Origin of the sequence: Actinomycetospora endophytica, from assembly GCF_021026375.1 — a bacterium.
GTDB lineage: Bacteria > Actinomycetota > Actinomycetes > Mycobacteriales > Pseudonocardiaceae > Actinomycetospora > Actinomycetospora endophytica.
In genome coordinates this window covers 122,812-148,657 of record NZ_JAJNDB010000005.1, presented here as the reverse complement: position 1 = coordinate 148,657, position 25,846 = coordinate 122,812, and the positions used below count along the sequence as shown (strand labels likewise).

The following is a 25,846-nucleotide window of genomic DNA, read 5'->3' as shown; positions in this document are numbered from 1 at the left end:
CATGATCTCGACGACGCCGTTCCCGATCCCCGTCGCTCCCAGGGACCACGAGGAATGGGTGCGGCTCCTCATACGACAGCACGGCGTCGTCTCGAGGCGCCAGCTGCTGCTTCACGGCTTCACACCAGCTGCCATCAGGGCGAACGTCCGCGCGGGGCGGTGGACCCACGTCCATGACGGCGTGTACGCGGTCTTCACCGGCGTCCTGAGCAGCAATGCGCGGCGCGCCGCCGCTGTGCTCGCCAAGTGGCCGGCGGCACTCAGCCATGACACGGCCGGCGAGATCTGGAACTTCCGCAAGCCGGACCCCGAGCGCCCGGTCCATGTGACCGTGTCCTACGCGGCCTCCGGCGCGCCGAGAGCCGGTCTGGTGGTACATCGTTCGCGGGCGTTCGCTTACACGGTCGTCGAAGGCCTGGATCAGCCGGTCGTCGCGGCATCGCATACCGCGGTCGATCTCGCCGTCGCCGAGCCGACGGCCCGTCACGCCATGGCGACGATGCTGCACTGCCTCACGGTGAGCAGCCTCCGGCCCGAGGCGGTCCGGGCATCGATCGACCTCCGTCGGCCCCGTCGCTATCGCGATGCCCTGCTCGGAGCCCTTGGCTACGCCGCGGACGGGGTGCGGTCGAAGTTGGAGGCGATCTACGCGCTGGAGGTCGAGGAAGCCCATGGTCTGCCACGCGGCGAGCGTCAGTTGCCGGTCGAGGTGGACGGTGTGACGCGGTACGAGGACATCGCCTACCGCGTCGGCGCCGAGGTCGTGATCGTGCGGCTCGACGGTCACCGGTACCACGCGGACCGTGCCACCGGCCTCGTCGACAGACGTCGTGACCTGGCTGCGGAGCTGGCCGGGCGAGGACGCATCGTCTTCGGCTTCGAGGAGACGGCAGCGGATCCGTGTGAGCGCGCACGGGAGGTCGCTGCGGTGTTGCGCCGTCGCGGCTGGACCGGAGCGCTGCGCGCATGTGAACGCTGTTGGTCGCTATGACGACCAAATTCGTTCACATGGCACGTAGTGCCTGAATGAACTCCGGGTTGTTCAGCGCCCCGGCGCGGGCCTCGCGCACCGTCTCGATCGCGTCGTCCGGCTCGTACCCCTCACGGATCAGCGACGCCGCCGCCAGCAGCCCGGACCGGTTGATCCCGGCCGCGCAGTGCACCAGCACCCGTTTCCCGGCCGCGCGCATCGAGCGCACCAGGTCGGCCAGCGCGACCAACGTCGAGTGATCCGGCGCCGGCCCGTCCTCGATCAGCCAGTGCACGTAGAACTCGACGTCGTCCAGCGGGGGCTCGGACCCGCTGAGGTCGAACACCGCGTCCCAGTGCTCACCGGGCTCCGGGTGCCCGGACTGCCACAGGCCGGGCACGATCTCGTCGGCCGGCCAGGGTGGCGGTTCGTCGAACAGGTCGTCGCGCAGGTGGGCGGGGATGTACCCGTCGGGGCTCACGGCTCGTCAGTACATCATCCGCGGGTCGTCGTAGTGCTTGAACTCGAGCAGGTTGTTCGACGGGTCGCGCAGCACGAAGGTGCTGTGCTTCTCGACCTTGTCGGCGAACCGCTCGGACGGCTCGGCGAACACGCACAGCTTCCGCTGGTGCACGAGCGCCAGCAGCCGGTCCCAGTCGTCGCGCTCGCGGAACGTCACCCCGAAGTGGCGCGGGTAGAGCTCCGGCTCGCGCTCCCAGGCGTCGGAGAGGTGGCAGACGACCTGGTCGCCGAAGAAGTCCAGGGTGATCCGGTCGTCGTAGCGGCGGGCGAGCTTGCACCCGAGGCCCTCGACGTAGAACTCGTACGCCTCGTCGAGGTCGCGCGCCGGGATCGCGAGGTGGAACGCGTCCGTGGTGGTCCGCACCTGCTCACACCCCGCCGAAGGTGTCCGCGCGCAGCCCGAGCCGCAGGGTCTCGAGGCCGACGACGTCGGTGAGGGCGACGTTGCCGAGGTTCACGCCCGCACCGTAACGGCGCAGCAGGGTGACCTGGAGATCCCGGGTGGGCGCCTCGAACAGCAGCCGGTCACGGTCGATCCCGGACGCGTCCAGCGCCCCGAGGACGTCCTCGCGGGCCTCGCCGCCCGGCGTGCAGAACCCGCTGCGCCCGCTCTCGCGCGCCTCGAGGGTGACCGTCCCCGCGCCGGCCTCGAGGTCGAGGCGGACGGCGTCGACCCACTCGTCGGCCGTGAGCGCCATCGACCGCCCGCCGTCCTTGAACCCGACCTCGCTGATGACGGCGAACTCGCGCGCCATCTCGGCGACCCAGCCGGCCTTCTCGACGTTCGACATCACGACGGTGCCGTGCGAGATCTCCACGGTGGTACAGCCGGTGGCGCGACAGAGCTCCCGCCAGGTGTCGACGGCGCCGGCCGCCGCGTAGCGCTCGAAGAGCGTCCCGCCGAAGTAGGCCTCGATCCCGGCCGCGTGGCAGACGTCGATCTTCGTCTTGATGTCCCGGGTGACGAGGCACGTGCCCCACCCGAACTTCACCGCGTCGATCAGGTCGGCGTGGCTCTCGACGACGTCCTCGAACCAGCGGGTCGGCGTGCCGGTGTCGATCATCATGGTCCGCCCGCGGGTGCGGGGCTTCGCGCCGCGGACCGGCAGGTCGAGCGGGGCGCAGAGGGACGAGTCGGTGAGCATAGGTCCTCCAGAGGAGAGATCACGGGGCTGATCGAACCGCCGGGCAGGGCGCCCGGCGAGGGTCACGAAGCGGGGGACACCAGCTCCCGCACGTCCGCCCGGCGGACCTTGCCGGTGGACCCGCGCGGCAGGTCGTCGAGCACCACCACCTGCACCGGGCACTTCCAGCGCGCGAGCTGGCTGCGGCACCGCGCGTCGAGGTCGGCGGCCATGTCCTCCTCGGACGGCCCGCCGATGGTCCGGACGCAGGCCACCGGCACCGCGCCGAGCACCTCGTGCGGGAGCCCGACGACGACCGCCTCGGCCACGCGCGGGTCCGAGAGGAGCACTTCCTCGACCTCGCGCGGGTGCAGCAGCTCGCCACCCCGGTTGATGACGTCGTCGTCGCGGCCGGCGAGGTGAAGGAACCCGGCGTCGTCGAGGTGGCCGACGTCGCCGGAGTCGAGCCACCCGTCGTCGTCGAACCGTTCCGCGGACCGGCCGCCCTCGTAGCCGGTGACCACCCCGGCCCCGCGGATCCAGACGCGTCCCCGTTCCCCGGCCGCCGCCGCGGCGCCGTTGGGACGGCGGACGGCGACGTCGGCGCCGGCGGGACGGCCCACCGACCCGTCCGGGCAGACCTCGTGCAGCGGGACCGCGGTGATCTGGCTGGCGGCCTCGGTCATCCCGTAGCTCTCCAGCACCGGGACGCCGGTGAGGGCCTGGACCGCGTCGCGCACGGCGACCGGCAGCGGCGCCGAGGCCGACCGGACGAGCCGCAGCCGCGGCGGCACCAGCGGCGGGTCCTCCTCGCGGGCGAGCACGGTGAGGATGGCGGGGACGACGTTGATCCAGGTCACGTCGTGCGCGCGGGCGCAGGCCCAGAAGTCGCTGCGGCGGAACCGGCGGTCGAGCACGAGCGAGGAGCCCGCGACGAGGGTCGCGAGCAGCCCGATGACCTGGGCGTTGACGTGGAAGAGCGGTAGCGGGGTGAGGCCGCGGTCGTCCGGGGTCAGCTCGAGGTGCTCGGCGACGGCCCGGGCCACGTGGACCAGGCGCTCCTCGTCGAGCAGCACCCCCTTCGGTTCGCCGGTGGATCCCGACGTCGAGAGCAGGGTCGCCGCCCCGTCGCCGAGGGGCGTGACCGGGCCGCCGGGCACGAGGGTCCCGCAGGAGGCGGGGACCGCGCCGGGGAGTCCGCGCCGGTCCGGCCGGGCCCGGGGCAGCTCGGGCACCCGGGCGGCCGCGTCGTCGTCGGCGACGAGCACGCCCGCCCCGCAGCGACGCAGGGCGCGGCGCAGCTCCGGGCCCGGTGCGCCCGGGTCGAGCGGGACGCTGCATCGTCCGGCGCCCATCACGGCCAGGTGCACGGCGGCGAGCACGAGCGGGTCGTCGACGACGATCGCCACCCGGCCGCCGGCCGGGACGCCCGCGCGGTCGAGGGCGGCCCGCCAGGCGTCGAGGGCGTCGCGCAGGTCGGCACGCGTCAGCGAGCCGATCCCGCGGGCCGCCAGGAACACCGTGGTCGTCGGGGCGCCCCGGGCCAGCAGGTCCGCGACGAGCCCGGGGGCGCGTTCCACGTTCGCGTTCATGGGGCCCGACGCTGATCCCGCCCGCTGTGTGTCGGCTGTGCGCGAGCTGGCGAGGTGCTGAAACGGGACGGGCGGCCGTTCGCGCCCGTCGAGCGGTCCCCGCGTGGGCGCCCGATTCGTTCCGACGCGGCACGAAAAGTGGGAATCCGGGCTCCGGAGCGTATTTCTCCCCCATACCGTCCGTTTCCGCGCCGCGCGGGCAGAATCGCGCGTCTCGCACCATCGGTGACTCTCGTGTCGATCACCGTGCTAAACGCTGCGCCCCGGGTCACGAATTGATGACGAGATTCGCCGTGGAGTCATCCCGGGTTGTCATCTTGACAACGATTTCACGGAGGCGGATCAGTATTCGCCGGAACCGTCGGAGCATGACGGTCGACCACGAGCGGAGGGCGGCCGTGACCGGTGCTGCGGCGGGAGACGAGCGTTCGGCGTCGTCGCTGCGCGCCCTCACCCTGCTCGAGGTCCTGGGGGACCCCGCGGGCGCCGGCGGCATGGGCGTCGTGGAGCTCGCCCGCCGGCTCGGGAGGGACAAGTCGCAGGTCTCGCGCATGCTGCGGGCGCTGGCGACGGCGGGCTACGTCGAGCGGGAGCCGCGCTCGGCGCGCTACCGGCTCGGGGCCCGGCTGTTCGCGCTGGCCGCCCACGCGGTCGACGAGCGTCTGCGCGGCGAGGCGGACGCGCTGGTGGAGCGCGAGTCGGTGCAGCTGGGTGAGCGCGTCGACGTCGGCGTCCGCAGCGGCGGGTTCGTCGTCACCCTCGCCAGCGCGGCCCCCGACGTCGAGCTCCGGGCCCAGGGCTGGGTCGGCCGCACGGTGCCGCTCGCGTCGGCGGCGGCGGGCCGGGCCCTCCTGTTCGACCACAGCGACGAGGCGGTGGCCCGCCTGCTCGTCCTCGGCGGGCTGGAGGGGGCCGGGCCCGCCGCGCCGCGCTCGCTCGACGACCTGCTGGTCCGCCTCCGGGAGGACCGCAGGCGCGGCTGGGTGCTCGCGAGCGAGGAGGCGGGCACCGACCTGCTCTCGCTCGGCGGGCCGGTCCGGGACGCGTCGCGACGGATCGTCGCCGCCGTCGCGGTGAGCGGTCCCGGCACCCGGCTGCAGCCCGCCCTGGCGACGGTCTCCTCGGCGGTCCTGCGCGCCACGGGCGACCTGTCCGCCGCCCTCGGTGCCGTGCCGTCCGGCCGGCGTCCCGGCGGGCGACCTCTCGTGGGCGCGGGCCGGACGGAGCTCCCCGAGCCCCGCGGGGCCCGTCCCGTCGAGACCCGACATCCCGTCGATCCCCACCGTCCCGTCGATCCCCAGTCCGACGACACCAGCCCGAGCAGTCCCTCCCGGGAGGCGGAGCCCATGAGTGAGTCCCATGAGTGAGACGACGACCGAGCGCCCCGCGGCCGACATCGTGTTCGACCACGTGACCAAGCGGTATCCGGGCCAGGAGACGCCGGCGCTCGACGACCTGTCGATGACCGTGCCCGCGGGCGAGACCTGCTGTCTGGTCGGCCCCTCCGGTGGTGGCAAGACGACCGCGATGAAGCTGGTCAACCGCCTGATCGACTTCGAGTCCGGCGACATCACGATCGGCGGGAACAGCATCCGCGCGGTCGACGTGACCACGCTGCGCCGCGACATCGGCTACGTCATCCAGCAGGTGGGCCTGTTCCCGCACATGACCATCGCGGGGAACATCGCGGTGATCCCGGGCCTGCTCGGCTGGTCGAAGGACCGTATCCGGAAGCGCACCGACGAGCTGCTCGACCTCGTGCGCCTGGACCGGAGCTTCGGTACCCGCTATCCGGCGCAGCTCTCCGGCGGCCAGCAGCAGCGCGTCGGGCTGGCCCGGGCGCTGGCCGTCGACCCGCCGGTGATGCTCATGGACGAGCCGTTCGGGGCGCTGGACCCGATCACCCGCACAGAGATCCAGGACGAGTTCCTGAACCTCGAGAGCGAGATCTCCAAGACGGTCATCTTCGTCACCCACGACATCGACGAGGCGATCAAGATGGGGGACAAGATCGCCGTGCTGCGTCAGGGCGGCGTCCTCGCCCAGTACGGCACCGCCGACGAGCTGCTCGCCCACCCGGCGGACGACTACGTCGCCGACTTCGTGGGCGCCGACCGCGGCCTCAAGCGGCTCTCGCTGCGCCGGATGCGGGAAGTGGTCAACGGGTCCGCCGCCGCGCCCGACGACGCACCCGCCGTCGACGCCGACGCCAGCCTGCGGATCGGCCTCTCGACGCTGTTCGCCTCCGGGGCCTCCGCGGTCCGGGTCACCGACGGCGGCCGGGTGCTCGGCGCGGTCACGCTCGACCAGCTCCAGAGCGCGGTCACCCGGAGCACGTCGTGATGGGCGAGCCCACCCAGGTCATCCCGGTCTTCAGCGGGCCGCAGTGCGCGCCGTCCAACCCGTTCTGCTGGGACTGGATCACCGCGAACTGGAGCTCGATCCTCGGGCCGAGCCTCGTCCAGCACATCTACATCACGTTGATCGCGGTCGTGGTCGGTCTGGTGATCTCGGTGGCGGCGGCGCTGTTCGCGTTCTCCCGCAACTGGTTCGCGGGGGGTTTCCTCGCGTTCTCCACGTTTCTCTACACGATCCCGTCGCTCGCGTTCTTCCTGATGTTCGTGCCGATCACCGGGCTCTCGCTCACCACGATCGAGATCGGGCTGACGAGCTACACGTTGCTGCTGCTCTTCCGCAACACGCTCACCGGGTTGCGCACGGTGCCACGCAGCGCGGTCGAGGCGGCCGAGGGAATGGGCCTCACCCCGCAACAGATCCTCTTCCGAATCCGGCTCCCGCTCGCGCTGCCGTCGATCATGGCCGGGGTCCGGATCGCGGCGGTCACCGTGATCTCGCTGGCGACGATCGCGGCGTCGGTCGCTCCGCTGGGGCTCGGCAAGCCGATCTTCGACGCCATCCACACGCTCTTCGACACCGAGCTCGTCGCCGCCGCCCTGCTCACGATCGCGCTCGCGCTCGTCACGGACGTGATCGTGGTCGGGCTCCAATACCTGGTCACGCCGTGGACCCGGGTCCGGCGCTGAGGAGGCCCCGATGACCGGTTATCTGTCCTTCTTCTCCGACCAGGCCGCGCTGCTGGTCCGGCTCACCGTCGGGCACATCCTGCTCTCGGTCGTGGCCGTGGTGATCTCGATCGTCATCGCCGTCCCCCTCGGGGCCTGGATCGGCCACCTGCACCGGGGGTCGTTCCTGGTGGTGAACGCCGGCAACGTGCTGCGGTCGCTGCCGACCCTGGCGATCGTCGCGATCGTCATCGCGCTGTTCGGATTCGGCTACGTGAACATCACCGTCGCGCTGGTCATCCTCGCGTTCCCGCTGGTCCTGACGAACACGTTCACCGCCGTCGAGGGCGTGGACCCGGGGACCGTCGAGGCCGCGCGGGGCATGGGCATGACCGGCTGGCAGATCCTCACGCGGGTCGAGCTGCCGTCGTCGATCCCGCTGATGATGAGCGGGATCCGCACCTCGTGGGTCTACGTCGTCGCGACCGCCTATCTGGCGACGTTCGCCGGCGCGACCGGAACCCTCGGGGACGTCATCGCCAACATCTCGGGCTACGGCCTGACCGGCGTGCTCGCCGCGGCGACCGTCTCGATCGTCCTGGCCTTCCTCGGCGACGCCCTCCTCGGCCTCGTCGAACGCGGCCTCACCCCGACCGGGCTGGCTCTGGCCCAGCGGGCCCCGGCCACCACGTGAGCCCAACCGCCACCGCTCCGGCAGTCCCGCCGGGCGGCCACCGGCCACCGCCCGACCGCGGCGGGACCGACAGATGAAGGGGGAACGAATGTCCACCACGATCAGCGGCGCGCGCCGCCGCAGGCGAATGTCGCTCGTCGGCAGTGTCGGTCTTGCCGCGGCTACCGCCCTGCTGCTCGCCGCCTGCGGGGGAGGCGGCAGCGGGGGCTCCTCGAGTACCACGAGCGCCGCCGCACCGGCCGGCGGCGCGACTGCCGTCCCGCCCGACGCGGTGTCGGTCACGGCGATGACCGGGCAGCACCCGCTGCCCGCCGGCAAGCCAGGGGTGGGCAAGCCGGTCGTCATCGTCGGCGACAAGAACTTCGCGGAGGAGTTCCTGCTCGGCCAGCTCTACACCCAGGCGCTGCAGGCCAAGGGCTACAACGTCCAGCTCAAGCCCAACATCGGCGGCTCCGAGCTGATCAACACCTCGTTCGCCTCCAACCAGATCAACATGTACCCCGAGTACCTCGGGGAGATCGTCACCAGCGTCGCCAAGCAGCCCGCCCCGACCTCGGCGTCGGCGACGTACAACGCCGCCAACCAGTTCATCCAGACCCAGCAGGGCACGCTGGCCCTGCAGACTCCGTTCCAGGACGTCGACACCATCGTCACTCCCAGCGCGTACGCCCAGCAGCACGGCCTCCAGTCGGTCGGCGACCTCGGCAAGGTCGGTCCCGGCGGGCAGGGCGTCACCGTCGCCGGTCCGGTCGAGTTCGAGACCCGCCAGACCGGTCTGGTCGGCATGAAGCAGGTCTACAACCTGCCCAACCTCGGCTTCCTGCCCGCGCAGGCCGGCTCGCAGTACCAGGCGCTGGACCAGGGATCGGCGCAGGCGGCTGACGCGTTCAGCACCGACTACCAGTTGCTGAGCAACAAGTACACGCCGCTCACCGACCCGAAGGGCGTGTTCGGGTACCAGTACGTCGCACCGGTGATCAAGCAGGCCACCGTGCAGGCCCAGGGCCCGGAGTTCGAGCAGACCCTCAACTGGGTCAGCTCGCTGCTGACCACGCAGGCCATCCAGGCCATGAACCAGCAGGTCCAGGGCAACGGCGCCGACCCGGCCGCCGTGGCCGCCCAGTTCCTCAACGCGAACGGGGTGAACAAGTAGGCCGGTCGTCGTCGTTCTGAGCGAGTGGCCCCTCCGGTCGGATAGATGGGCCGGGGCGCCCACCGCCAGAACGCCGCCAGGTTCGTTGACGTGAGCGAAGGGCCCCTTCGGTCGATGGAGTCGACCGGAGGGGCCCTTCGCTCATTCGTGTCGGGGCAGCGCCGCGGCTCTGCGGCTCGTGATCGCGGAGTGTGCGGCGGAACGCAGCAGAGTTGACGCGTTCCGCCGCACGCGTCGTGATCATGGCGGGCGCGAGGTCAGGCGCGGTGGGAGCCGATCGCGGTGCGCGGCGTCGGGGCGGGCGTCTCCCGGCGGTGTGTGGCCGGGGTCGGGGAGCGGTCGGCGTCGGCGACGAGGTCGGCCACGGTCCGGCGGGCGGGGCGCCCGTCGACCAGCGGCCGGTTCCGGCCGGTCGGGGTGGGTCCCGACGACGGGTCGCGCGGCGGCGGCACCGTGACGCCACCGGTGCCCCGGGCCGCCCCGGGCGCCGGGGTGTCACGCGCCGGCACGACGGTGGATGCGGTCGGCGACGGGCGCCGGGGTGAGGGGGTGCCGTGGGTCGGCCCGACGGCGGGCGCGGTCGGCGACGGGCGCGGGGGTGAGGGGGTGCCGTGGGTCGGCCCGACGGCGGGCGCGGTCGGCGACGGGCGCCGGGGTGCCGGCGGCTGCGGGGCGGACGTCGACGTCGTCGGGGCCGGGCGGCGCGGTCCCGTGTGGCGCGTGGCCGAGGGCGGCGTGGACGCGGCCGGTGTGGACATCGCCCTCGGTGACGGGGCCGACGGAACTCCGCGCGGCGGGGACGCCTGGGCGGGCGCGGCCGCAGACCCCGACGGGCTCGGCGCACCGGACCGCTCGGCGTGGGGCGCCGGTGGTTCCGGCCGGGAGACCGCCGCCGGTGGAGCCGGAATTTCCCGCGGCGCCGCCAGGGGCGTCGAGGGCCGGGGCGCGACAGCTGGGCGAACCGATGACGACGCAGTCGGCGCCGCCGCGGACACGGTGGACGTCACTGGCGCCGTGCCCCGTGACGCGGCCATCGGCGCCGGCGACACCGGCCTCGGTGACGCCCCAGCAGTCGGTCGACGCGGAGGCGCACCCCGCGACGGCGGCGCCGGCCGGGGCCGGATCGGAGTGGGACCCGTCGTCGTGGAGGACCGGGCGAGCAGGCGCAACGGGGCGGTGACCGGCTCGGGGGTCCGGGCCCCGCCCGGATCGAGGGCGGCCAGACCGACCGGGGTGCGCCGCCGCGGCGCCGGCGACGACGGGCGCACCGTCGCCGCCGTCGGGGCCTCCTCCTCGTGCAGGTCCACGGCCGCCCGACCGGCATTCGCCCCGTGCTGCGCCGCCCACAGCCGGGCGTACAGCCCGGACGCGGCCAGCAGCTCGTGGTGACGTCCGCGGGCGACGATGCGCCCGTCGTCGAGCACCACGACGAGATCCGCCTCGCGTGCGGGCGTGAGGTCGTGGCTGACCACGATGGTCGTCCGGCCACCGGCGAGCTTCCGCAGCGGCTCCAGCACGGCGCGTGCGGTCGGCCCGTCCAGACCCGTCGTCGGCTCGTCGAGGACCAGCACCGGCGAGGTCCGCAGCAGGGCCCGGGCGATCGCCACCCGCTGGCGCTGCCCGCCGGAGAGGGCGGCGCCGCCCTCGCCGACGGGGGTGTCGAAGCCCTGCGGCAGGTCGCGGACGAACTCGAGCGCGCCGGCCTCGGCCGCTGCCTGCTCGATCTCGTCGCGGGTGGCGTCCGGCCGGGCGTAGGCGATGTTCTCGGCGACGGTCAGGTCGAACAGCATCGGCTCCTGCGGGAGCAGGGTGATGGCCTCGCGCACCGCGGCGATCGTCCGGTCCCGGATGTCGACGCCGTCCAGGACCACCGCACCGTCCTGCGGGTCCACGAACCGCAGCAGCATCCTGGTGAGCGTCGACTTCCCGGCGCCGCTGGGCCCCGTGACCAGCACGAACTGGCCGGGCCGCACGTCGAGGGAGACGTCGTCGATCCCGGCATCCCCGGAGCCGGGGTAGACGTACCGGACCCCGCGCAGCTCGAGGTGGCCGCGCTCCACCGTCGAGCCGTCGGCGTCCGGGGCGTCGCTGACCTCGGGCTCGGTGTCGAGGATCTCGATGAGCCGCTCGCAGGACGCCGAGGCCGAGGTGACCGTCAGGTGCAGGGAGCCCAGCTGCGAGAGCGGCGGGTAGAGGTAGCCGAGGTAGGCCGCGAACCCGAACAGCCCGCCGACGGTGAGCTCGCCGGCCGCAATGAACGCCGCCCCGGCGATCAGGACGGCCAGCAGCGCGCCGCTCTGGATGAGCGTCGTGATCGGCGAGTAGATCATCTGCAGGCGGCTCTCGCGGGCCCTGGCCCGCCACCAGACCTCGCCGTGGTGGTCGAGCCGCGCGCTCTCGACGGCCTCGGTGCCGTAGGCCTGGACGAGGGGCAGGTTGGACAGCGACTGCTCGACCGAGGTGCCGACGGCGCCGGCCGCGCGGCGCTCCACCCGCGCCGCGGTCTTGGTGAACCGCCCGGTGATGCGGCTGGTCAGCCACATCAGCGGCGCGAGGGCGACGACGATGACGGCGAGCTGCCACTGGACGAGCACGGCGGCCGCGGCGTACGCGATGGCGGTGCCGACGGCGATGATCGTGCTGACGAGGCCGGAGGAGGCGAGCGCCTCGACCCCGTCCACGTCGGTGGTGAGCCGGGACATCAGGTCGCCGGTGGCGTGGGAGCCGAGGAACCGCGGGCCGAGCCGCTGCAGGTGCGCGAACACCTCGTGGCGCAGGCGGAAGACGAAGCGTTCGGCCGCGCCGACGAGCAGGAAGCCGCCGAGCACCGAGAGCAGGCCGCCGACCGCGGTCAGGACCAGCCACTCGACCGCCGACGGCCAGACCGCGTCCATCGAGTGGGCGCCGGTCGCGCCGTCCACGATCCGCGCGAACATCGTGACGACGTAGGTGTCGCAGGCCGTCGAGGCGGCCATGGCCAGGAAAGCGAGGACCAGCTTGGACCGGTCGCCCCGCGTGTAGGGCCAGAAGCGACGGAAGATCGCGCGGAGGGTCATGGCCGGTGCCTCCGGGTCGACGGCCGCGGCCGTCGACCCGGAGGCACCGTCGTCGTCCGGGGAGGTGGACACGCCGCCGTCGTGGTCGGTCAGGTCCCCGGCGGGACCTGGAGCCGCGACGCCCCCGACGCCACTGCTCTCCGCGGGGATTCCGTCCCCGTCCACCGCCGGCAGGCCGACCAGTGTCGAATGCGCGCCCACCGTCTCCCCTCGAACGTCCCCGGGCGCCGCGCCCGGGTGGCGACGGCCGACGCCGCCCGCCCCGATCTCGGGGCGGGCGGCGGCGGTCACGCCGTTGTTTGCTGAGCCGGCCCGGTCAGTGCCGGGCCGCTCGAGTGGTCCCCGGGTTCGTCGTGCCGGCCCGGGGAGCCGTCATCGCGGCGAGGTCAGTCGTCGCCGCAGGACTTCGGCTTGCAGTCCTTGGGCGGGCAGCACTCGTGCTGCGGCGGCTTGCACTCGTGGCAGCAGCAGCCACGGTGGTGGTGGTGACGGTGCCGCGGGGGGCAGAAGATCTCGAACCGCATCGTGATGTGTCCTCTCGGGGGAAGAACAGCCACTCGCCGGGCGGCGAGGCGGAGGTCACGCTGGGGTCACGACTTAAGAGCGAGCTGTGTATGAGCTGTCACCTGATCGAGTGAAACGCACATATCTGTGAATCCGGTCAAGACTTCACCAAGTTGATCTGCCCTATATCAACGGATTGCTATGGGATTCCTCTTTCATCTTCGGCTCAGGGAGCTGAGTTGACACGTTGCGTGGTGCACTCGTCCGTACGAGGAGGATTAGCAGGGCTCACGATCTCCGGAGTCTCGCTGACAGTCACAACGACGGGGGGACTGGTGACGGTGCGTCGATCTTCGGTGTCGCCCGTCGGGGTCTCCGAGACCGCCCGACGTCGGCCGTGGGCGAGGGTGAGGGCGGCCGAGCCCGCGCCGAGGACGACCACGACGGCGCCGTAGATCTCCGCCGCCGTCGCGAGCCCGACGAGGCCGCTGCCGACCCCGGCGATCACCGCGGGCACCGAGAACGCGGTGTAGGCGATCACGTAGGCGAGCGCGAAGAGGCTGCCGCGCTCGGTCGGGCCGGCGATCTCGGCGAACACCCCGAAGCAGGCGAGCGCCGCCGCGCCGAACCCGACCCCGGCGACGACCGTCCCGAGCGCCGTGAGCAGCAGCGAGGTCACGGCGAACCCGACCAGGGTCACCGCCGTCCCGCCGGCGAGCAGGCCGGCCGCGGGGGCGAGCAGCGAACGCACCGGCCGGTCGCGCAGCAGGAACGAGGTGAGCGCCCCGGTCCCGCACAGCAGCGTCACGACCAGGCCGCCGACCAGGTGCGAGGACACCCCGAGCAGCGATCCGGCGATCGACGGGCCGAGCGAGAGGTAGAGGCCGCCGAGCGCCCAGCTGGTGACGAGCACCGGGGTCACCGCGAGCACCTCTCCCCGCAGGCGCGGCGCCACCCCGACCCGGGGCACCAGCGACGCCCAGACCCCTGCTCGGCGTGCGGAGGTCTCCGGCAGGACCGCGACGACGACGGCGGACACCGCCAGGAGGGCGAGCAGGACGATCCAGACCAGCCGCGTCGGCGCGGGGGCGAGCTGGATGAGCGCGCCCGCGCCCACCGCGCCCGCGGCGAGGCCGGCCAGCGTGCCGACCCCGGTGATCATCCCGGCGCGGTGCGGCGCCTCCGGTGGGGCGAGGTCGACCATGGTCGCGCCGAGCGTCGTGATCGCCGCCCCGGTGGCGATGCCCTGGATCACCCGCGCGACCAGCAGTGCGGTCACCCCGCCCGCGCCGAGGAACACCGCGAACGAGGCGGCCTCGAGCACGAGGGCGCCGACGAGGACGGGCTTGCGCCCGACGTGGTCGGACAGCGCCCCGATGACGAGCAGCGAGGCCAGCAGGCCCACGACGTACACCGCGAAGATGACCGTGATCGTCGCGGCCGAGAAGCCGAACAGCTGCTGGTAGAGCGGGTAGAGCGGGCTCGGCACGCTCGAGGCGGCCGGGAAGAGGACGACGATGCCGCCCACGGCCGCGAACAGCCGGGCACGGGTCCTGGGGTGCATGGGGCTCCCTCGTCGAACGTGATCGCAATGATCGCTGCGTTAATGCTGCGGCGACGCTAGCACGGTTAAGGCAACGATCGCTGCGTTCATTCCGGCGACGTGGAAGACTCACGGGCGTGGCTGACGTCAGTGAGGGTGCGGGGACGCGACCGGGCGGCCGGTCGGCCCGGGTGCGCGCGGCGGTGCACCGCGCGGTGCAGGACCTGGTCGCCGAAGGCGTGCGGACCGAGGACCTGACGATCCCGGTGGTGGCCGCCCGCGCGGGCGTGCACGCGACCACGGTCTACCGGCGGTGGGGCTCACTGGCGGAGCTGCTGGCCGCGGTCGCCGAGCACCGGTTCACCGGCGACGTCGTCGTCCCCGACACCGGGGGGCTGGCCGGCGACCTCGAGCGGTGGGCCACCGACGTGGCGCGCGACCTCGCCGACCCGGACACCCTCGCGCTCATGCGCGCGTCGATCGGGGCGGGCGAGACCGCCGCGTGCGCCTGCACCGCGGACCGTCGGGCGCAGATCACCGCGATGCTCGACCACGAACGTCGTCGCGGGGGAGAGGTCCCGGACGTCGACGTCGTCGTCGACCACGTGCTGGCGCCGCTGTACTACCGGGCGCTGTTCGAGCCCGCCTCGGGGCATGACGAAGGGCCCGCCCCGGAACGCCGGGTGCGGGCCCTCGTCGAGAGCGTGCTCGCCTCTCAGGCGGTCTCGGTCAGCCCGTAGCGCGCGAGGACCTTCGCCCGCTTGCGGGGCAGGATGTTGGACTGGGTCATGTCGCCGTCGTAGTGCGCCACGACCTTGGGGTCCATCATCGCGCGCCACAGCGGCGGGAAGACCGCGACGACGATCATCGTCCCGTAGCCCGAGGGGAGCTGCGGCGACTCCTCGAAGTGGCGCAGCGTCTGGTAGCGCCGGATCGGGTTCGCGTGGTGGTCGGAGTGGCGCTGCAGTTGGTAGAGCAGCAGGTTCGACACCGTGTGGTCGGCGTTCCAGCTGTGCCGCGGGTCGACCCGCTCGTAGCGCCCGTCGTCACGCTTCCCGCGCTTGAGGCCGTAGTGCTCGAGGTAGTTGACGATCTCGAGCAGCGTGAACCCGACGACGGCCTGCACGACCAGCCACGGCAGCACGCTCACGCCGAACACCAGGCACAGGGCGGTGAACAGCACGATCGTCATCGCCCACGAGATCAGGATGTCGTTGCGCAGGCTCCACGCGCTCTTGTCGTGACGGGAGAACCGCTTCACCTCGAGGTGCCAGGAGCTGCGCAGGCTGCCCCAGACCGTGCGGGGCAGGAACTCCCAGAAGCCCTCGCCGAACCGTGAGCTCGCCGGGTCCTCCGGCGTCGCGACGCGGACGTGGTGGCCGCGGTTGTGCTCGACGTAGAAGTGCCCGTACCCGGAGCTCGCGAGCGCGATCTTGGACAGCCAGCGCTCGTTCTCCTCGCGCTTGTGCCCGAGCTCGTGCGCGGTGTTGATCGCGATGCCGGACACGACGCCCATCGTCAGCGCCAGGCCGAGCTGGTCGACGAACCCGAGGTCCTGGGTCGCCCACACCCAGCAGGTGAAGACGAGGCTCACGTACTGCACCGGCAGGAACAGGTAGGTGATCCACCGGTAGTACTTGTCGGCCTCGAGACGGGCGCGCTCGGAGTCGGGCGGGTTCTCGCTGGTCCGGCCGATCAGGATGTCGAGGGCCGGCAGCACCAGGAACAGGATGATCGGGCCGAGCCACCAGAACAGGCTCAGACCGGTGAGGTGGACCAGGCCGAAGCCCGCGATCGGCAGGGCGGGCATCACGGTGCCGAGCGGCCAGAGGTAGCGGCGCTTGTCGCGCCACGGCTCCTGCTCCTCGAGCGCCTCGTCCGGTGCCTGTTCGACGGTCATCGTCGGCCTCCTCGCGTCCTGAGTGCACGCCGTCCGTGAAGTGACTGTGACAGCGCGTCGCGATAGAAACAAGACGCAATTTCTGTCTCAGAACGGAGCAGTGCTCTCGCGACAGGGAGTCAGACCCGGGACGGATCGGCGATCAGGCAGGAGGTGAGACGGGCGAGCCGGTCGGCCGCGTCGGAGTGGCTCAGGCCGGGGGAGACGAGGTGGCTGATCGTCAGGCGGACGATGGCGTCGACGGCGTCGGCGACCGTCCGGGGCTCGACGTCGGGCCGGCGGCGCCGCATCCAGTCGCCGACGAGCGCGTTGCCGCCGGTGATGATCGCGTCCCCGCGGGTGGTGAGGAACGGCAGCAGGCTGGTGTCACCGCTGCGGCTGCCGGTGAGGATGGCCCGCAGGAGCGGGTTGCCGCCGGCCTCGTCGAGCGTGAACCGGACGGCGGCGCGTACGCCCTCGGGCGGGTCCTCGTGCTGTTCGAGCTGCTCGGCGATCCCGGTGAAGAAGCGCTCCGCCTCGCGGGCCACGAGGGCCTCGCCGACGCCGTCCTTGGTGCCGAACTCGCGGTAGAGGGTCGGGCGCGACACCCCGGACGCGACGGCGACCTCGCCGATCCGCACCCGGTCCCATCCGCGCTCCACCGTGAGCGCCGCGGCGGTGTCGAGCACCCGCTCGCGGACCTGGCGCCGGAACTCGACGCGTAGCGATTCGCCGGTCATACGTCGAGTGTCACTCATTGCGACCGAGGTGAATCCCCGGAGGACCTGAGTCACGCCCGTCCGGACCCGTTCGATGGGCTCGTTACCGTATCGTGACCCTTCGCGGTGACGCGGCGCGTTCGGATGGATGCGCACGGCCGCTCGGTCTAGCGACATTACGCCGTCTCAGTGATGGCCGTCGTGGCCCCGGATCCGCCGTAACGCGGTCGTCGTCGGGACGATGAGGTGCATGTCCGGACATCCACGGTGGACGGATTCTCGACATCCGGTGGGGGTCCTCCCCGCCGCCCGGGAGTGGACCTGCCGGGTGGTCACCGCGCCGACCACCCGGCTCTCGATGGCCGGACGCCTCCGGTCACGGTCCGGCGGCGGCCCTGCCCTGGTCGCCGCCGGATCGCGGGTCCAGCGTGGGGTACGTGTGAGCAACCGGTCCGGTCCACTCCGCGCCCCCGGCGGCAGTCACGCCCTGTACAGGGCGTCTCCGGACGGGGTTCGCATCCGCGAGCGGACCTTCGACCACCCGGCAGCAGCAAAGTTCGTCCGGGTGGTCGCTGCTGCCGGACGTGGTCTCAGGCCGCGGACGGCAGGCGCACCGGCAGGTGCTTGATCCCGTTGACGAAGATCGACGAGAGCCGGTCCGGTTCCCCGACCACCTCGAGGTCTCCCATCCCGGTGAGCAGCCGCCGGAACATCACCCCCGCCTCGCGCCGCGCCAGGTGGGCGCCGAGGCAGAAGTGCGGGCCGTGGGCACCGAACCCGTGGTGCGGGTTGGGGGAGCGGCGCAGGTCGAGCCGGTCGGGGTCGGTGAACACGGCGTCGTCCCGGTTCGCCGACCCGTAGACGAGCAGCAGCTTCTCGCCCGCGCCCACCGGGACGTCCCCGACGGTCGTGTCGGCGACGACGGTGCGGCGCATCCAGTTGATGGGCGAGGCCCACCGCACGATCTCGTCGACCGCGGTCGGGGTGACGCCCTCGATGTCGTCGATCCACGCCTGCTTCGCCGCGGGGTCCTGGTGCAGCCCCCACACGCCGTGGGTGACGGCGTTGCGGGTGGTCTCGTTCCCGGCGACGCAGAGCAGGATGAAGAAGGACGCGATCTCCTGGTGGGAGAGCCGCTCCCCGTCGACCTCGCCGTGCACCAGCGCGGACAGCACGTCGTCGCGCGGGTTCGCCTCGGCGGCCGCGGCCAGCTCGGTCATCAGCCCGGACAGGCCCGCGCCCGCGGTGAGGTAGTCCTGCAGCGGGTTCTCGGAGACGTACTCCGGGTCGTCCCCGGCGAGGATCATGTTCGACCAGGTGAAGACGTCGTCGCGGCGCGACTCCGGGATGCCCATCATGTCGCAGATCAGCAGCAGCGGGAGCGGTGCCGCGATCTCGGTGACCAGGTCGAACTCGCCGCCGTGCGCGGCGGCCGTGGCCCGGGCCCGGTCGAGCACCTCACCGGCGATGCGCTCGACGTCGTCGACGAGGCCGGTGATCCGCTTCGGGGTGAAGGCGCCCGCGGCGATCCGTCGGATCTTGGTGTGGCGCGGGGCGTCCATGCTGATCAGCGACCCGAAGAACTCGTGGGCCTCGGCAGGCAGGTCGAGGATCGACACCGCGCCGTTCCCGGAGCAGAAGCGGTCGGGGTTGCGGCTGACCTCCTCGACGTCCGCGTGCCGCGTGATCACCCGGAACCCCGGGCCGGGCTCGAACCCGGGGAACTCCGGCTCGGCGTAGGCCGGCAGACCCTCGGTGGCGCGCAGGGCGGCGAACCCGGCGTAGCGCTCGGCCCAGGGGGCGTTCCAGAACTCGCGGTTGCCGAGGTCGAGGGGTGCGGTCGAGGTCATCGGTCCTCCTGGGTGGTGAGCAGGGCGACGAGTGCGGTGACGAGGAGCTCGCGGACCCCGGCGCGGTCGAGCGAGCCGCGCACCAGCCACTCGCGGGACGCGGCGCGCACCAGGCCGAACGATGCCCGGACGCGGGCGCGCAGGGCCCCGTCGTGGGGATCCCGATCGGGGACGAGGGCGGCGAGCACCCGGTCGGCGGCGGTCTCGTCGGCCTGTTCGACGACGGCGTCCACGTCCGCGTCGCCGCCCGCCCCGCCGACCCCGACGGACAACCACAGGCCGCGGCGCGCGGCGACGGTGTCGAGGAACCAGTCGACGGCGGCGCCCGCGCGCTCGGCCGGGGTGCGTCCGGGCAGGTCGGTCGCGGCGGCCTCGGGGATCGTCAGCAGGATCCGCAGCGCCTCCAGGTAGAGCGCGCGCTTGGTGCCGAAGTAGTGGTTGAGCAGGCCGCGGGCGACGCCGGCCTCGCGGGCGATCTCCGTCGTCGACACGTCCGCGTACGGCCGCTCGGCGTAGATCCGCAGCGCCGCCTCGAGGATCTCCGCGCGCCGGGCGTCGGGCTCCAGGCGGCGGCCGGGCGACGCGGCGCGGGCCTCGACGCTCTCGGGCGCCGTCATCCCGACACCACGTGCAGCGGCAGGCGCAGCGCCCCGGGGGCGTCCTGCGGCACGGCCGGTCGGCGCGGCGCGACCGGGTCGACACGGCGGTAGGGATCGCCCGCGGCGGGGCGGGGGTCGTCGTCGCCGGCGTTGGGCCAGGTCGCCATGGCCCGCTCCGCGAGCGCGGTGATGGTCAGCGAGGGGTTCACGCCGAGGTTCGAGGGCACCGTCGACCCGTCCATGACGTGGATCCCGGGGTGGCCGTGCAGGCGGTGGTACGGGTCGACGACGCCGTCGTCGGAGGTGGTCCCGAGCACCGCGCCGCCGAGGAAGTGGCCGGTGACCGGGATGTTCGCCAGGCTCGACGCGGCGCCCACCGGCACCCCGCGGATGCGCCGGGCCACGCGACGCGCGACCTCGTGACCCGCCGGGATCCAGGGCGGGTTGCCCTCGCCGTCGGCGGGGGCGCTCGCCAGTCCGGGCAGGAACCGGCGCGGGCGCAGCGTCAGCGAGTTGTTCAGCGTCTGCATCACCAGCAGCACGATCGACTGCTCCGACCAGTGCTTGGGCCGGTGGATGAGGGCCAGTTCGCGACGACGCCGGAGCGCCGCGGACAGGACGCGGCGCAGGCCCGGGCCGTGCCGGCCGATCGTCGGGTCGTCGGCGTCGGGGGTGCCGTCGACCAGCAGCGCCGACATCAGCGCCAGCAGGTTCGAGCCGTGCCCGTAGCGGACCGGCTCGACGTGGGTGTTCTCGTCGACGTGGATCGACGAGGTGATCGAGACGCCGTCGGTGAAGTCGGCGGCCGGGTCCGGGGTGCGGGCCGCGAGGATGGCCTCGGAGTTGGTCCGCACGCGGTGCCCGAGGCGCGTGGAGATCCGCGGCAGGTGCGGGCGCTGGCGGTTCAGCAGCCGTTGGGTGCCGAGTGCCGAGGCGGCGACGACGACCTGGTCGGTGGTCATGGTCCGTCGTCGGGACCTCCGGCCGAAGCGCGGCGTCTCGCGGACCTCGACCTCGTAGCCCGATTCTCCGGTGAGGTCGCCGTGGCGCGGGCGGATCGCGGTCACCGTGGTCAGCGGGTGCACGACGGCGCCCGCGCCCTCGGCCAGGTGCAGGTAGTTCTTCGCCACCGTGTTCTTGGCGTTGTGCCGGCAGCCGGTCATGCACTCGCCGCAGTGCCGGCACGTGCGTCGCGCGGGTCCGGCGCCGCCGAAGTAGGGGTCCGGGACGTCCGTGTCCGGCTCGTCCCCGAAGAGCACCCCGACGTCGGCGCGGCGGTAGGTGTGCCCGACGCCGAGCTCGTCGGCGACGTCGCGCATCACGGCGTCCGCGGCTGAGGTGCGCGGGTAGGTGGTGACCCCGAGCATCCGCGAGGCCTGGTCGTAGTGCGGGGCGAGCTCGTCGTGCCAGTCGGCCACCTCGGGCCAGCTGCCGTCGGCGAACACCCGGGCCGGCGGTTGGTAGAGGGTGTTCGCGTAGACCAGCGACCCGCCGCCGACCCCCGCCCCGGAGAGCACCAGGACGTGGCGCAGCGGGTCGATGCGGAAGATCCCGTGGCAGCCCAGGCGCGGCGCCCAGAGGAAGTCGCGCAGGTGCCACGTGGTGCGGGCGAACTCGTGGTCGGCGAAGCGGCGCCCGGCCTCCAGGACCGCGACCCGGTAGCCCTTCTCGGCCGCGCGCAGGGCGGCGACACCGCCCCCGAAGCCGGACCCGATCACGATCACGTCGTGGTCGGTGAGCTCCTGTTCGACCGCCATGCCGATCACGGTGCGCCCGCTGTTGACAGCCTGTCAAGAGTGGTTCGCCCCACCCCGCGTGGGACGAACGACTCGTTCGTGGCGTCTACCGGCACGAACGAGTCGTTCGTCCCGAACGGGGTCGGCGCTCGTACGCTGGAGTGCGTGGAGAGCCGGGTGGCCGCGCTGCACGTGGCGCCGGAGCGCAAGGCGCCGATGGTCGCGGTCGGGGAGATCCGCGCCGAGGCCGGGCGCGGGATCGTCGGGGACCGCTACTTCGGCACCCGCCACCGGCACGTCTCCGTGCAGTCGCAGGAGGAGCTCGCCGAGGCCGCGGCCGCGCGCGGCGGGCCGGTGCCGGCCGAGGACACCCGTCGCAACATCACCCTCGACCACGGCCGGATCCCGACGACGCCGGGTGCGCGGCTGACGATCGGGGACGTCGAGCTCGAGGTCGTCCGCAAGGCAGCGCCGTGCCGGGTCATGGAGAGCTCGGTCGGGCCGGGGGCGGCGCGTGCGATGCACGAGCGCGGGGGAGCGATCTGCCGGGTGCTGAGCTCGGGGTCGATCGCGGTCGGGGATCGGGCGGTCACGGGCGCCGCGCTGATCGAGGCGTGATCACCGGGACGCCATGGTCCGGCCGGCCCGGCGTCGGGAACCGTGGGGTCCCGGTGATCGTGGTCGCCGACCTCGCTCAGGCCTCGCGCATCGCCAGCACGACGGCGGTGGCGACGGCCGCGTGCATGAGCATCAGCCCGGCGACGTTGGCCGCGGTCGCGGCCATCGTGAGCAGGAGCAGGTCGGGCACCCAGGTCACCGCGAGCACGGCGGGGACGACGATCCGCAGTGCGCCGGGCGCGTACCGCCGTACCAGAGTCCACCCCGCGGCGCCGACCGCGACCCCGACGAGCGTCGCCGGCAGGTAGTTCGCGGGCGTGAGGCCCATGCCGATCCCGCCGTCGTCGAGCGCGCCCGCGACCAGCGCGACCAGCGTGTTGACCACGGCGGCGGCGATGACGGCGACGCCCAGCCGGGCGGCGAGCGGGACGGTGCGGACGGCGGGGGCGTGAGCGGTCATGGCGGGCTCCTCGGGTTGCGTGTGCAAGTCAGTCTGCGCTGAGTTGCGTGTTGAAGTCAACGGCCGGGCGCTGCGAGGATGCGGGGGTGCCGGACGACGACCACGACGACGTGACCTGGCTCGACGACCGCGAACGGCCGGCCTGGATCCACCTCGCGAAGGTGCTGCTCACGCTGCCGGGCGCGCTGGAGAGCCAGCTGCTGCGCGACGCCGACCTCACGCTGTTCGGCTACATGATCCTGGCCCGGCTCTCGGTGTCCCCGGAGGCGACGCTGCGGATGAGCGAGATCGCCGAGATGGCTAACGGGTCGTTGCCGCGCACCTCGCACGCGGTGACCCGCCTCGAGGACCGGGGCTGGGTGCAGCGCACGGTCTGCACCGGCCAGGGGCGGCGCTTCACCGTCGCGACCCTCACCGACGCCGGCCGCGACCACCTCGCCGCCGCCGCTCCCGGCCACGTCGCGACGGTGCGCCGGCTCGTCGTCGAACCCCTCGGGGAGAACGGCCTGCCGGCGCTGGGGGACCTGTGCGAGCCGATCGTCGCCGCGCTCGGGCTGCCGACGGAGGAACTGCGTCCCTGACGGTTCGACGGTCGTCGAACCGACGCCGTCCTACCGTGGTGGCCCGACGCGACGGACGGAGGCGGGAGTGACCGAGGTCCGGCACGGCGACGTCGAGATCGCCGCCATCGGCGCCGTGCTCGCCGACCGGGCGCGGTGCCGCATCCTGCTCGCCCTCGACGACGGGCGTTCCCTGCCCGCGAGCGTGCTCGCCGACGAGGCCGACGTCTCCCGACCGACCGCGAGCAGTCACCTGGCCAAGCTCGTCGACGCCGGGCTGCTGCTCGTGGAGCAGCACGGCCGCCACCGCTACTACCGGCTCGCCGGCGCACCGGTCGGCGAGCTGCTCGAGATGATGACCCGCCTCGGGCCGACCCGACCCGTCCGCTCGCTGCGCGAGGGCAACCGCGCCGCGCAGCTGCGCACCGCCCGGACCTGCTACGACCACCTCGCGGGCCGGCTGGGCGTCGCGGTGATGGGCAGCATGATCGAGCGCGGCCACCTGTCCGGCGGCGACGGCGTGTACGACCCGGACCGCGCCGTCGAGGACACCCCCACCGGGCACGGCCGCGACCTCGACTACGAGGTCACCGACCCGGGCTGGGCGTTCCTCACCGACCTCGGGGTCGAGGTGCGGCCGGGGAAGCGGCCGCTCGTGCGCTACTGCGTGGACTGGAGCGAGCAGCGCCACCACCTGGGCGGGCGCCTCGGCCGCGACCTGCTCGGGGTGTTCCTCCACCGCGGCTGGGTGCGCCGCCGGGACGCCAACCGCAGCGTCGCGGTCACCGACGCCGGCACCGAGGCGTTCGCGCGGCACTTCGGCCTGGACCGTCGTGCCCCTGCCCTCTGAACCGGAAGGACCCCGGCCATGACCGACCACCCCGGATCGCGCGCCGCGCGCTTCCGCGCGATGCACGACGCCCTGTTCCTCATGCCGAACGCCTGGGACGCCGCGAGCGCGCGACTCCTCGCCGAGCAGGCCCCGGCGATCGGCACGTCGAGTGCCGCCGCGGCCGCGGTGCTGGGTCTGCGCGACGGCGAGCGCATCGGCCGGTCCGGTGCGCTGTCCGCCGCGGCCGCGGTCATCGCCGCCGCCGACCCGACCCCGGTCAACGTCGACCTCGAGGCCGGTTTCGGGGACACGCCCGAGGCGGTGGCCGACGTCGTCGGGGAGGCGATCGGCCTCGGCGCCGCCGGGGTGAACCTGGAGGACACCGACCCCGCGACGGGCGAGCTGCGCGATGCCGGGCTGCAGGCCGAGATCGTCGCCGCGAGCGCGGAGGCGATCGCCCGGCACGACCCCGACGTCGTGCTGAACGCCCGGACCGACGTGTTCTGGAACGGCGTCGGCGCGCCCGAGGATCGCCCGGCCCACGCCCGCGCCCGGCTCGAGGCGTACCTCGGCGCGGGTGCGACCTGCCTGTTCGTGCCGGGGTTCGTCCCGACGACGGCGGAGTCGCTCGCCGAGGTGGTGGGCGGCTGGTCGGTCCCGGTCAACCTGCTCGCCGCCGCGTCGCTCGGGTTGAGCACCGACGAGGTGGAGGGTGCGGGGGTCCGCCGGATCAGCTTCGGCTCGTCGCTCTACCGCGCGGCGCTGGCCCACGCGGCCGGTCTGGTGTCGGCGGTCGCGGACTCGGGGACGTTCGCCGCGCTGTCCTCGGCCGACGCGCTGACCTACGGGCGGCTGTCGGAGGTCGTGGCCCGGTAGGTGCGCTCCGCGCATGTGAGCAGTAATTGATGCTCTGGCGTCAATTTGCGCTCACAAGGCCGAAGGCCACCTGTTCGACCCACGTCGAACCGATCCCGGGAGACGGTCGAGGCATGACCGCGACTGCGACCTCCGCGATCCCCGTGACCACCCGGCCCCGCCTCGCCCTCGTCGCCCTGAGCCTGGCGTTCTTCGCCGTGCAGCTCGACGCGACCGTCGTCAACGTCGCCCTCGAGACCATCTCCCGCGACCTCGGCGGCGGCATCGGCGCCCAGCAGTGGGTCGTCGCCGCCTACACCGTCGCCCTCGCCGCGGGCATGCTCACCGCCGGCTCGCTCGGCGACCGCCACGGCGCGCGACGGGTCTGCGTCCTCGGCCTCGTCGTCTTCGGGCTCGCGTCGGCGGGGTGCGCGCTCGCGCCGGGCGCCGGGTGGCTCGTCGCGGCCCGCGTCGCCCAGGGTCTCGGGGCCGCCGGCCTGCTCCCGTCCTCGCTCGCGCTGATCGTCGGGCAGTTCCCCGACCCGGCGAGGCGGGCGGGCGCGCTCGGCGTGTGGGGCGGCGTGGGCAGCCTCGGCATGGCCACCGGTCCGCTGCTGGGCGGCACCCTGATCGCGGTCGCCGACTGGCGCTGGATCTTCCTGGTGAACGTCCCGGTCTGCGTCGCGACGGTCGTGCTGACCCGCCTCGCCGTCGCCGAGTCGCCCCGCCGGGAGCACGCCACCGACGTCGTCGGGCTGGTCCTCGGGGTCGTCGCGCTCGGTGCGCTGACCGGCGGGCTGATCGAGGCCGGGCAGCTCGGCTGGACCGACCCGCTGCCGCTCGGGCTCGTCGGGGCAGGGTTGCTCGGGGCGGTGCTGTTCGTCCTCGCCGAGCGGCGGCGCGCCGAGCCCATGCTGCCGATGACGATGTTCTCCGCCCGGCCGTTCTCGGGCGGGGTCGCCGCGGGCGGGATCTTCAACTTCTGTCTCTACGGGGCGCTGCTCGCGATCTCGCTGTTCCTGCAGGGCCCGCTCGGCCAGGACGCGTTCCACGCCGGGCTGCTCCTGCTGCCGCTCACCCTCGCCGTCGGGATCGGGTCGACGCTGTCGGCGCGGCTCACCGCCCGCGTCGGGTCCCGTCCCCCGATGCTCGCCGGGTACGCGATGGGCGCGCTCGGCACGGCGATCCTGGCGGTGGCGGGCCCGACGGGACCGGTCGCGCTCGTCGTCGTCGGGGCCACGGTGCTGGGCTTCTGCTCGATCGCGATGCCGGCGATGACCGCGGTGACGATGGGCGGGGTCGACCCCGCCCACACCGGGCTGGGCAGCGGGGTGCTCAACACCGCCCGGCAGGCCGGCGGTGCGCTCGGAGCGGCCGTGTGCGGGTCGCTGCTCACCGCGACCGGGATCGTCTCGCTGACCGCGCCCATGGTCGCCGCGCTGCTCGCGTACCACGTCGCGATCGGGGCCACCCTGGTCGCGACCGGGACCGGGACGGTGAAGATCGGCAAGGCCCCTCGCGCCGGGCGGTGAACCCACTAAGGTGGCGTCCGTGCTC

Annotated in this window: 25 protein-coding genes; 12 read left to right on the top strand and 13 right to left on the bottom strand. The window is 73.4% G+C overall.

Going from position 1 to position 25,846, the window contains the following annotated elements; translation table 11 throughout:
• Nucleotide 1: 1 nt before the first annotated feature.
• Nucleotides 2-991 (top strand): type IV toxin-antitoxin system AbiEi family antitoxin domain-containing protein, encoded by a 990-nt coding sequence (locus LQ327_RS21700; protein WP_230737848.1) that lies wholly within the window; start codon nucleotides 2-4, stop codon nucleotides 989-991.
• A gap of 13 nt (nucleotides 992-1,004) precedes the next feature.
• Here LQ327_RS21700 and LQ327_RS34940 read toward each other — a convergent pair whose 3' ends face one another.
• The 4 genes from LQ327_RS34940 to LQ327_RS21680 form a co-directional block, all read right to left on the bottom strand.
• Entirely contained in the window at nucleotides 1,005-1,451 is a 447-nt protein-coding gene (locus tag LQ327_RS34940) for a protein-tyrosine phosphatase family protein (protein ID WP_230737847.1), read from the bottom strand.
• 6 nt (nucleotides 1,452-1,457) lie between these two features.
• Complete coding sequence (locus LQ327_RS21690) at nucleotides 1,458-1,856, bottom strand: VOC family protein (RefSeq protein WP_230737846.1); 399 nt, start codon at nucleotides 1,854-1,856, stop codon at nucleotides 1,458-1,460.
• A 4-nt stretch (nucleotides 1,857-1,860) separates the two neighbouring features.
• Complete coding sequence (locus LQ327_RS21685) at nucleotides 1,861-2,637, bottom strand: phosphosulfolactate synthase (protein ID WP_230737845.1); 777 nt, start codon at nucleotides 2,635-2,637, stop codon at nucleotides 1,861-1,863.
• A 62-nt stretch (nucleotides 2,638-2,699) separates the two neighbouring features.
• Nucleotides 2,700-4,208, bottom strand: a complete 1,509-nt coding sequence (locus LQ327_RS21680; protein ID WP_230737844.1) for a class I adenylate-forming enzyme family protein — start codon at nucleotides 4,206-4,208, stop codon at nucleotides 2,700-2,702.
• A 368-nt stretch (nucleotides 4,209-4,576) separates the two neighbouring features.
• Between LQ327_RS21680 and LQ327_RS21675 the strand changes: the two genes are divergently transcribed.
• From LQ327_RS21675 to LQ327_RS21655, 5 genes are all read left to right on the top strand, one after another.
• Nucleotides 4,577-5,575 carry an IclR family transcriptional regulator gene (locus tag LQ327_RS21675; protein ID WP_230737843.1) on the top strand — a complete coding sequence of 333 codons (999 nt, stop codon included), beginning with the start codon at nucleotides 4,577-4,579 and terminating at the stop codon, nucleotides 5,573-5,575.
• Nucleotides 5,568-6,551, top strand: coding sequence for an ABC transporter ATP-binding protein (locus LQ327_RS21670; protein WP_230737842.1), 984 nt, complete (start codon nucleotides 5,568-5,570; stop codon nucleotides 6,549-6,551). Before LQ327_RS21675 ends, LQ327_RS21670 begins: the two co-directional genes overlap by 8 nt.
• Nucleotides 6,551-7,252: an ABC transporter permease gene (locus LQ327_RS21665; protein ID WP_230737841.1), complete on the top strand. Its 702-nt coding sequence runs from the start codon at nucleotides 6,551-6,553 to the stop codon at nucleotides 7,250-7,252. Before LQ327_RS21670 ends, LQ327_RS21665 begins: the two co-directional genes overlap by 1 nt.
• 10 nt (nucleotides 7,253-7,262) lie before the next feature.
• Nucleotides 7,263-7,925 carry an ABC transporter permease gene (locus LQ327_RS21660; protein WP_230737840.1) on the top strand — a complete coding sequence of 221 codons (663 nt, stop codon included), beginning with the start codon at nucleotides 7,263-7,265 and terminating at the stop codon, nucleotides 7,923-7,925.
• An 88-nt stretch (nucleotides 7,926-8,013) separates the two neighbouring features.
• Nucleotides 8,014-9,078: an ABC transporter substrate-binding protein gene (locus LQ327_RS21655; RefSeq protein WP_230737839.1), complete on the top strand. Its 1,065-nt coding sequence runs from the start codon at nucleotides 8,014-8,016 to the stop codon at nucleotides 9,076-9,078.
• Nucleotides 9,079-9,335: 257 nt separating this feature from the next.
• Here LQ327_RS21655 and LQ327_RS21650 read toward each other — a convergent pair whose 3' ends face one another.
• The 3 genes from LQ327_RS21650 to LQ327_RS21640 form a co-directional block, all read right to left on the bottom strand.
• The gene (locus tag LQ327_RS21650; protein ID WP_230737838.1) at nucleotides 9,336-12,425 is read right to left on the bottom strand and encodes an ABC transporter ATP-binding protein; all 3,090 of its coding nucleotides are present in this window, start codon (nucleotides 12,423-12,425) and stop codon (nucleotides 9,336-9,338) included.
• 95 nt (nucleotides 12,426-12,520) lie between these two features.
• The gene (locus LQ327_RS21645; protein WP_230737837.1) at nucleotides 12,521-12,658 is read right to left on the bottom strand and encodes a hypothetical protein; all 138 of its coding nucleotides are present in this window, start codon (nucleotides 12,656-12,658) and stop codon (nucleotides 12,521-12,523) included.
• Between the two features lie 206 nt (nucleotides 12,659-12,864).
• A complete protein-coding gene (locus LQ327_RS21640) occupies nucleotides 12,865-14,202 on the bottom strand; it encodes an MFS transporter (protein WP_230737836.1) in 1,338 nt (445 codons plus the stop codon).
• 116 nt (nucleotides 14,203-14,318) lie between these two features.
• On the opposite strand from LQ327_RS21640, the gene LQ327_RS21635 reads away from it, so the two are divergent.
• On the top strand, nucleotides 14,319-14,921 hold the full coding sequence (locus tag LQ327_RS21635; RefSeq protein ID WP_230737835.1) for a TetR-like C-terminal domain-containing protein: 603 nt from the start codon (nucleotides 14,319-14,321) through the stop codon (nucleotides 14,919-14,921).
• On the opposite strand, the gene LQ327_RS21630 is transcribed toward LQ327_RS21635, so the two are convergent.
• The 5 genes from LQ327_RS21630 to LQ327_RS21610 all read right to left on the bottom strand — a co-directional run bounded on the left by LQ327_RS21630 (nucleotide 14,897) and on the right by LQ327_RS21610 (nucleotide 20,985).
• Nucleotides 14,897-16,081: an alkane 1-monooxygenase gene (locus LQ327_RS21630; protein ID WP_230737834.1), complete on the bottom strand. Its 1,185-nt coding sequence runs from the start codon at nucleotides 16,079-16,081 to the stop codon at nucleotides 14,897-14,899. The two genes, LQ327_RS21635 and LQ327_RS21630, sit on opposite strands and share 25 nt — an antisense overlap.
• A 119-nt stretch (nucleotides 16,082-16,200) precedes the next feature.
• Nucleotides 16,201-16,800, bottom strand: coding sequence for a TetR/AcrR family transcriptional regulator (locus LQ327_RS21625; protein WP_230737833.1), 600 nt, complete (start codon nucleotides 16,798-16,800; stop codon nucleotides 16,201-16,203).
• A gap of 569 nt (nucleotides 16,801-17,369) precedes the next feature.
• Nucleotides 17,370-18,629, bottom strand: coding sequence for a cytochrome P450 (locus tag LQ327_RS21620; protein WP_230737832.1), 1,260 nt, complete (start codon nucleotides 18,627-18,629; stop codon nucleotides 17,370-17,372).
• On the bottom strand, nucleotides 18,626-19,246 hold the full coding sequence (locus LQ327_RS21615) for a TetR/AcrR family transcriptional regulator (protein WP_230737831.1): 621 nt from the start codon (nucleotides 19,244-19,246) through the stop codon (nucleotides 18,626-18,628). Before LQ327_RS21615 ends, LQ327_RS21620 begins: the two co-directional genes overlap by 4 nt.
• A complete protein-coding gene (locus tag LQ327_RS21610) occupies nucleotides 19,243-20,985 on the bottom strand; it encodes an FAD-dependent oxidoreductase (RefSeq protein WP_230737830.1) in 1,743 nt (580 codons plus the stop codon). The genes LQ327_RS21615 and LQ327_RS21610 overlap by 4 nt, the downstream gene beginning before the upstream one ends.
• Nucleotides 20,986-21,129: 144 nt before the next feature.
• On the opposite strand from LQ327_RS21610, the gene LQ327_RS21605 reads away from it, so the two are divergent.
• On the top strand, nucleotides 21,130-21,582 hold the full coding sequence (locus LQ327_RS21605) for an MOSC domain-containing protein (RefSeq protein ID WP_230737829.1): 453 nt from the start codon (nucleotides 21,130-21,132) through the stop codon (nucleotides 21,580-21,582).
• Between the two features lie 76 nt (nucleotides 21,583-21,658).
• On the opposite strand, the gene LQ327_RS21600 is transcribed toward LQ327_RS21605, so the two are convergent.
• The gene (locus LQ327_RS21600; RefSeq protein WP_230737828.1) at nucleotides 21,659-22,042 is read right to left on the bottom strand and encodes a hypothetical protein; all 384 of its coding nucleotides are present in this window, start codon (nucleotides 22,040-22,042) and stop codon (nucleotides 21,659-21,661) included.
• An 86-nt stretch (nucleotides 22,043-22,128) separates the two neighbouring features.
• Here LQ327_RS21600 and LQ327_RS21595 point away from each other — a divergent pair, with 86 nt between their 5' ends.
• From LQ327_RS21595 to LQ327_RS21580, 4 genes are all read left to right on the top strand, one after another.
• On the top strand, nucleotides 22,129-22,623 hold the full coding sequence (locus LQ327_RS21595; RefSeq protein WP_230737827.1) for a MarR family winged helix-turn-helix transcriptional regulator: 495 nt from the start codon (nucleotides 22,129-22,131) through the stop codon (nucleotides 22,621-22,623).
• 67 nt (nucleotides 22,624-22,690) lie between these two features.
• Nucleotides 22,691-23,452, top strand: a complete 762-nt coding sequence (locus tag LQ327_RS21590) for an ArsR/SmtB family transcription factor (RefSeq protein WP_230737826.1) — start codon at nucleotides 22,691-22,693, stop codon at nucleotides 23,450-23,452.
• An 18-nt stretch (nucleotides 23,453-23,470) separates the two neighbouring features.
• Entirely contained in the window at nucleotides 23,471-24,310 is an 840-nt protein-coding gene (locus LQ327_RS21585; protein ID WP_230737825.1) for an isocitrate lyase/PEP mutase family protein, read from the top strand.
• 113 nt (nucleotides 24,311-24,423) lie between these two features.
• Nucleotides 24,424-25,821 (top strand): MFS transporter, encoded by a 1,398-nt coding sequence (locus LQ327_RS21580; RefSeq protein ID WP_230737824.1) that lies wholly within the window; start codon nucleotides 24,424-24,426, stop codon nucleotides 25,819-25,821.
• Nucleotides 25,822-25,846: the final 25 nt, after the last annotated feature.

Coding starts and splice junctions, on each gene's coding strand:
- LQ327_RS21645 (WP_230737837.1), bottom strand. CDS start 12,658: ATGCGGTTCGAGATCTTCTGCCCCCCGCGGCACCGTCACCACCACCAC.
- LQ327_RS21680 (WP_230737844.1), bottom strand. CDS start 4,208: ATGAACGCGAACGTGGAACGCGCCCCCGGGCTCGTCGCGGACCTGCTG.
- LQ327_RS21660 (WP_230737840.1), top strand. CDS start 7,263: ATGACCGGTTATCTGTCCTTCTTCTCCGACCAGGCCGCGCTGCTGGTC.
- LQ327_RS21670 (WP_230737842.1), top strand. CDS start 5,568: ATGAGTGAGACGACGACCGAGCGCCCCGCGGCCGACATCGTGTTCGAC.
- LQ327_RS21665 (WP_230737841.1), top strand. CDS start 6,551: ATGGGCGAGCCCACCCAGGTCATCCCGGTCTTCAGCGGGCCGCAGTGC.
- LQ327_RS21700 (WP_230737848.1), top strand. CDS start 2: ATGATCTCGACGACGCCGTTCCCGATCCCCGTCGCTCCCAGGGACCAC.
- LQ327_RS21640 (WP_230737836.1), bottom strand. CDS start 14,202: ATGCACCCCAGGACCCGTGCCCGGCTGTTCGCGGCCGTGGGCGGCATC.
- LQ327_RS21610 (WP_230737830.1), bottom strand. CDS start 20,985: ATGGCGGTCGAACAGGAGCTCACCGACCACGACGTGATCGTGATCGGG.
- LQ327_RS21615 (WP_230737831.1), bottom strand. CDS start 19,246: ATGACGGCGCCCGAGAGCGTCGAGGCCCGCGCCGCGTCGCCCGGCCGC.
- LQ327_RS21600 (WP_230737828.1), bottom strand. CDS start 22,042: ATGACCGCTCACGCCCCCGCCGTCCGCACCGTCCCGCTCGCCGCCCGG.
- LQ327_RS21675 (WP_230737843.1), top strand. CDS start 4,577: ATGACGGTCGACCACGAGCGGAGGGCGGCCGTGACCGGTGCTGCGGCG.
- LQ327_RS21685 (WP_230737845.1), bottom strand. CDS start 2,637: ATGCTCACCGACTCGTCCCTCTGCGCCCCGCTCGACCTGCCGGTCCGC.
- LQ327_RS21620 (WP_230737832.1), bottom strand. CDS start 18,629: ATGACCTCGACCGCACCCCTCGACCTCGGCAACCGCGAGTTCTGGAAC.
- LQ327_RS21585 (WP_230737825.1), top strand. CDS start 23,471: ATGACCGACCACCCCGGATCGCGCGCCGCGCGCTTCCGCGCGATGCAC.
- LQ327_RS21625 (WP_230737833.1), bottom strand. CDS start 16,800: ATGACCGGCGAATCGCTACGCGTCGAGTTCCGGCGCCAGGTCCGCGAG.
- LQ327_RS21630 (WP_230737834.1), bottom strand. CDS start 16,081: ATGACCGTCGAACAGGCACCGGACGAGGCGCTCGAGGAGCAGGAGCCG.
- LQ327_RS21655 (WP_230737839.1), top strand. CDS start 8,014: ATGTCCACCACGATCAGCGGCGCGCGCCGCCGCAGGCGAATGTCGCTC.
- LQ327_RS21580 (WP_230737824.1), top strand. CDS start 24,424: ATGACCGCGACTGCGACCTCCGCGATCCCCGTGACCACCCGGCCCCGC.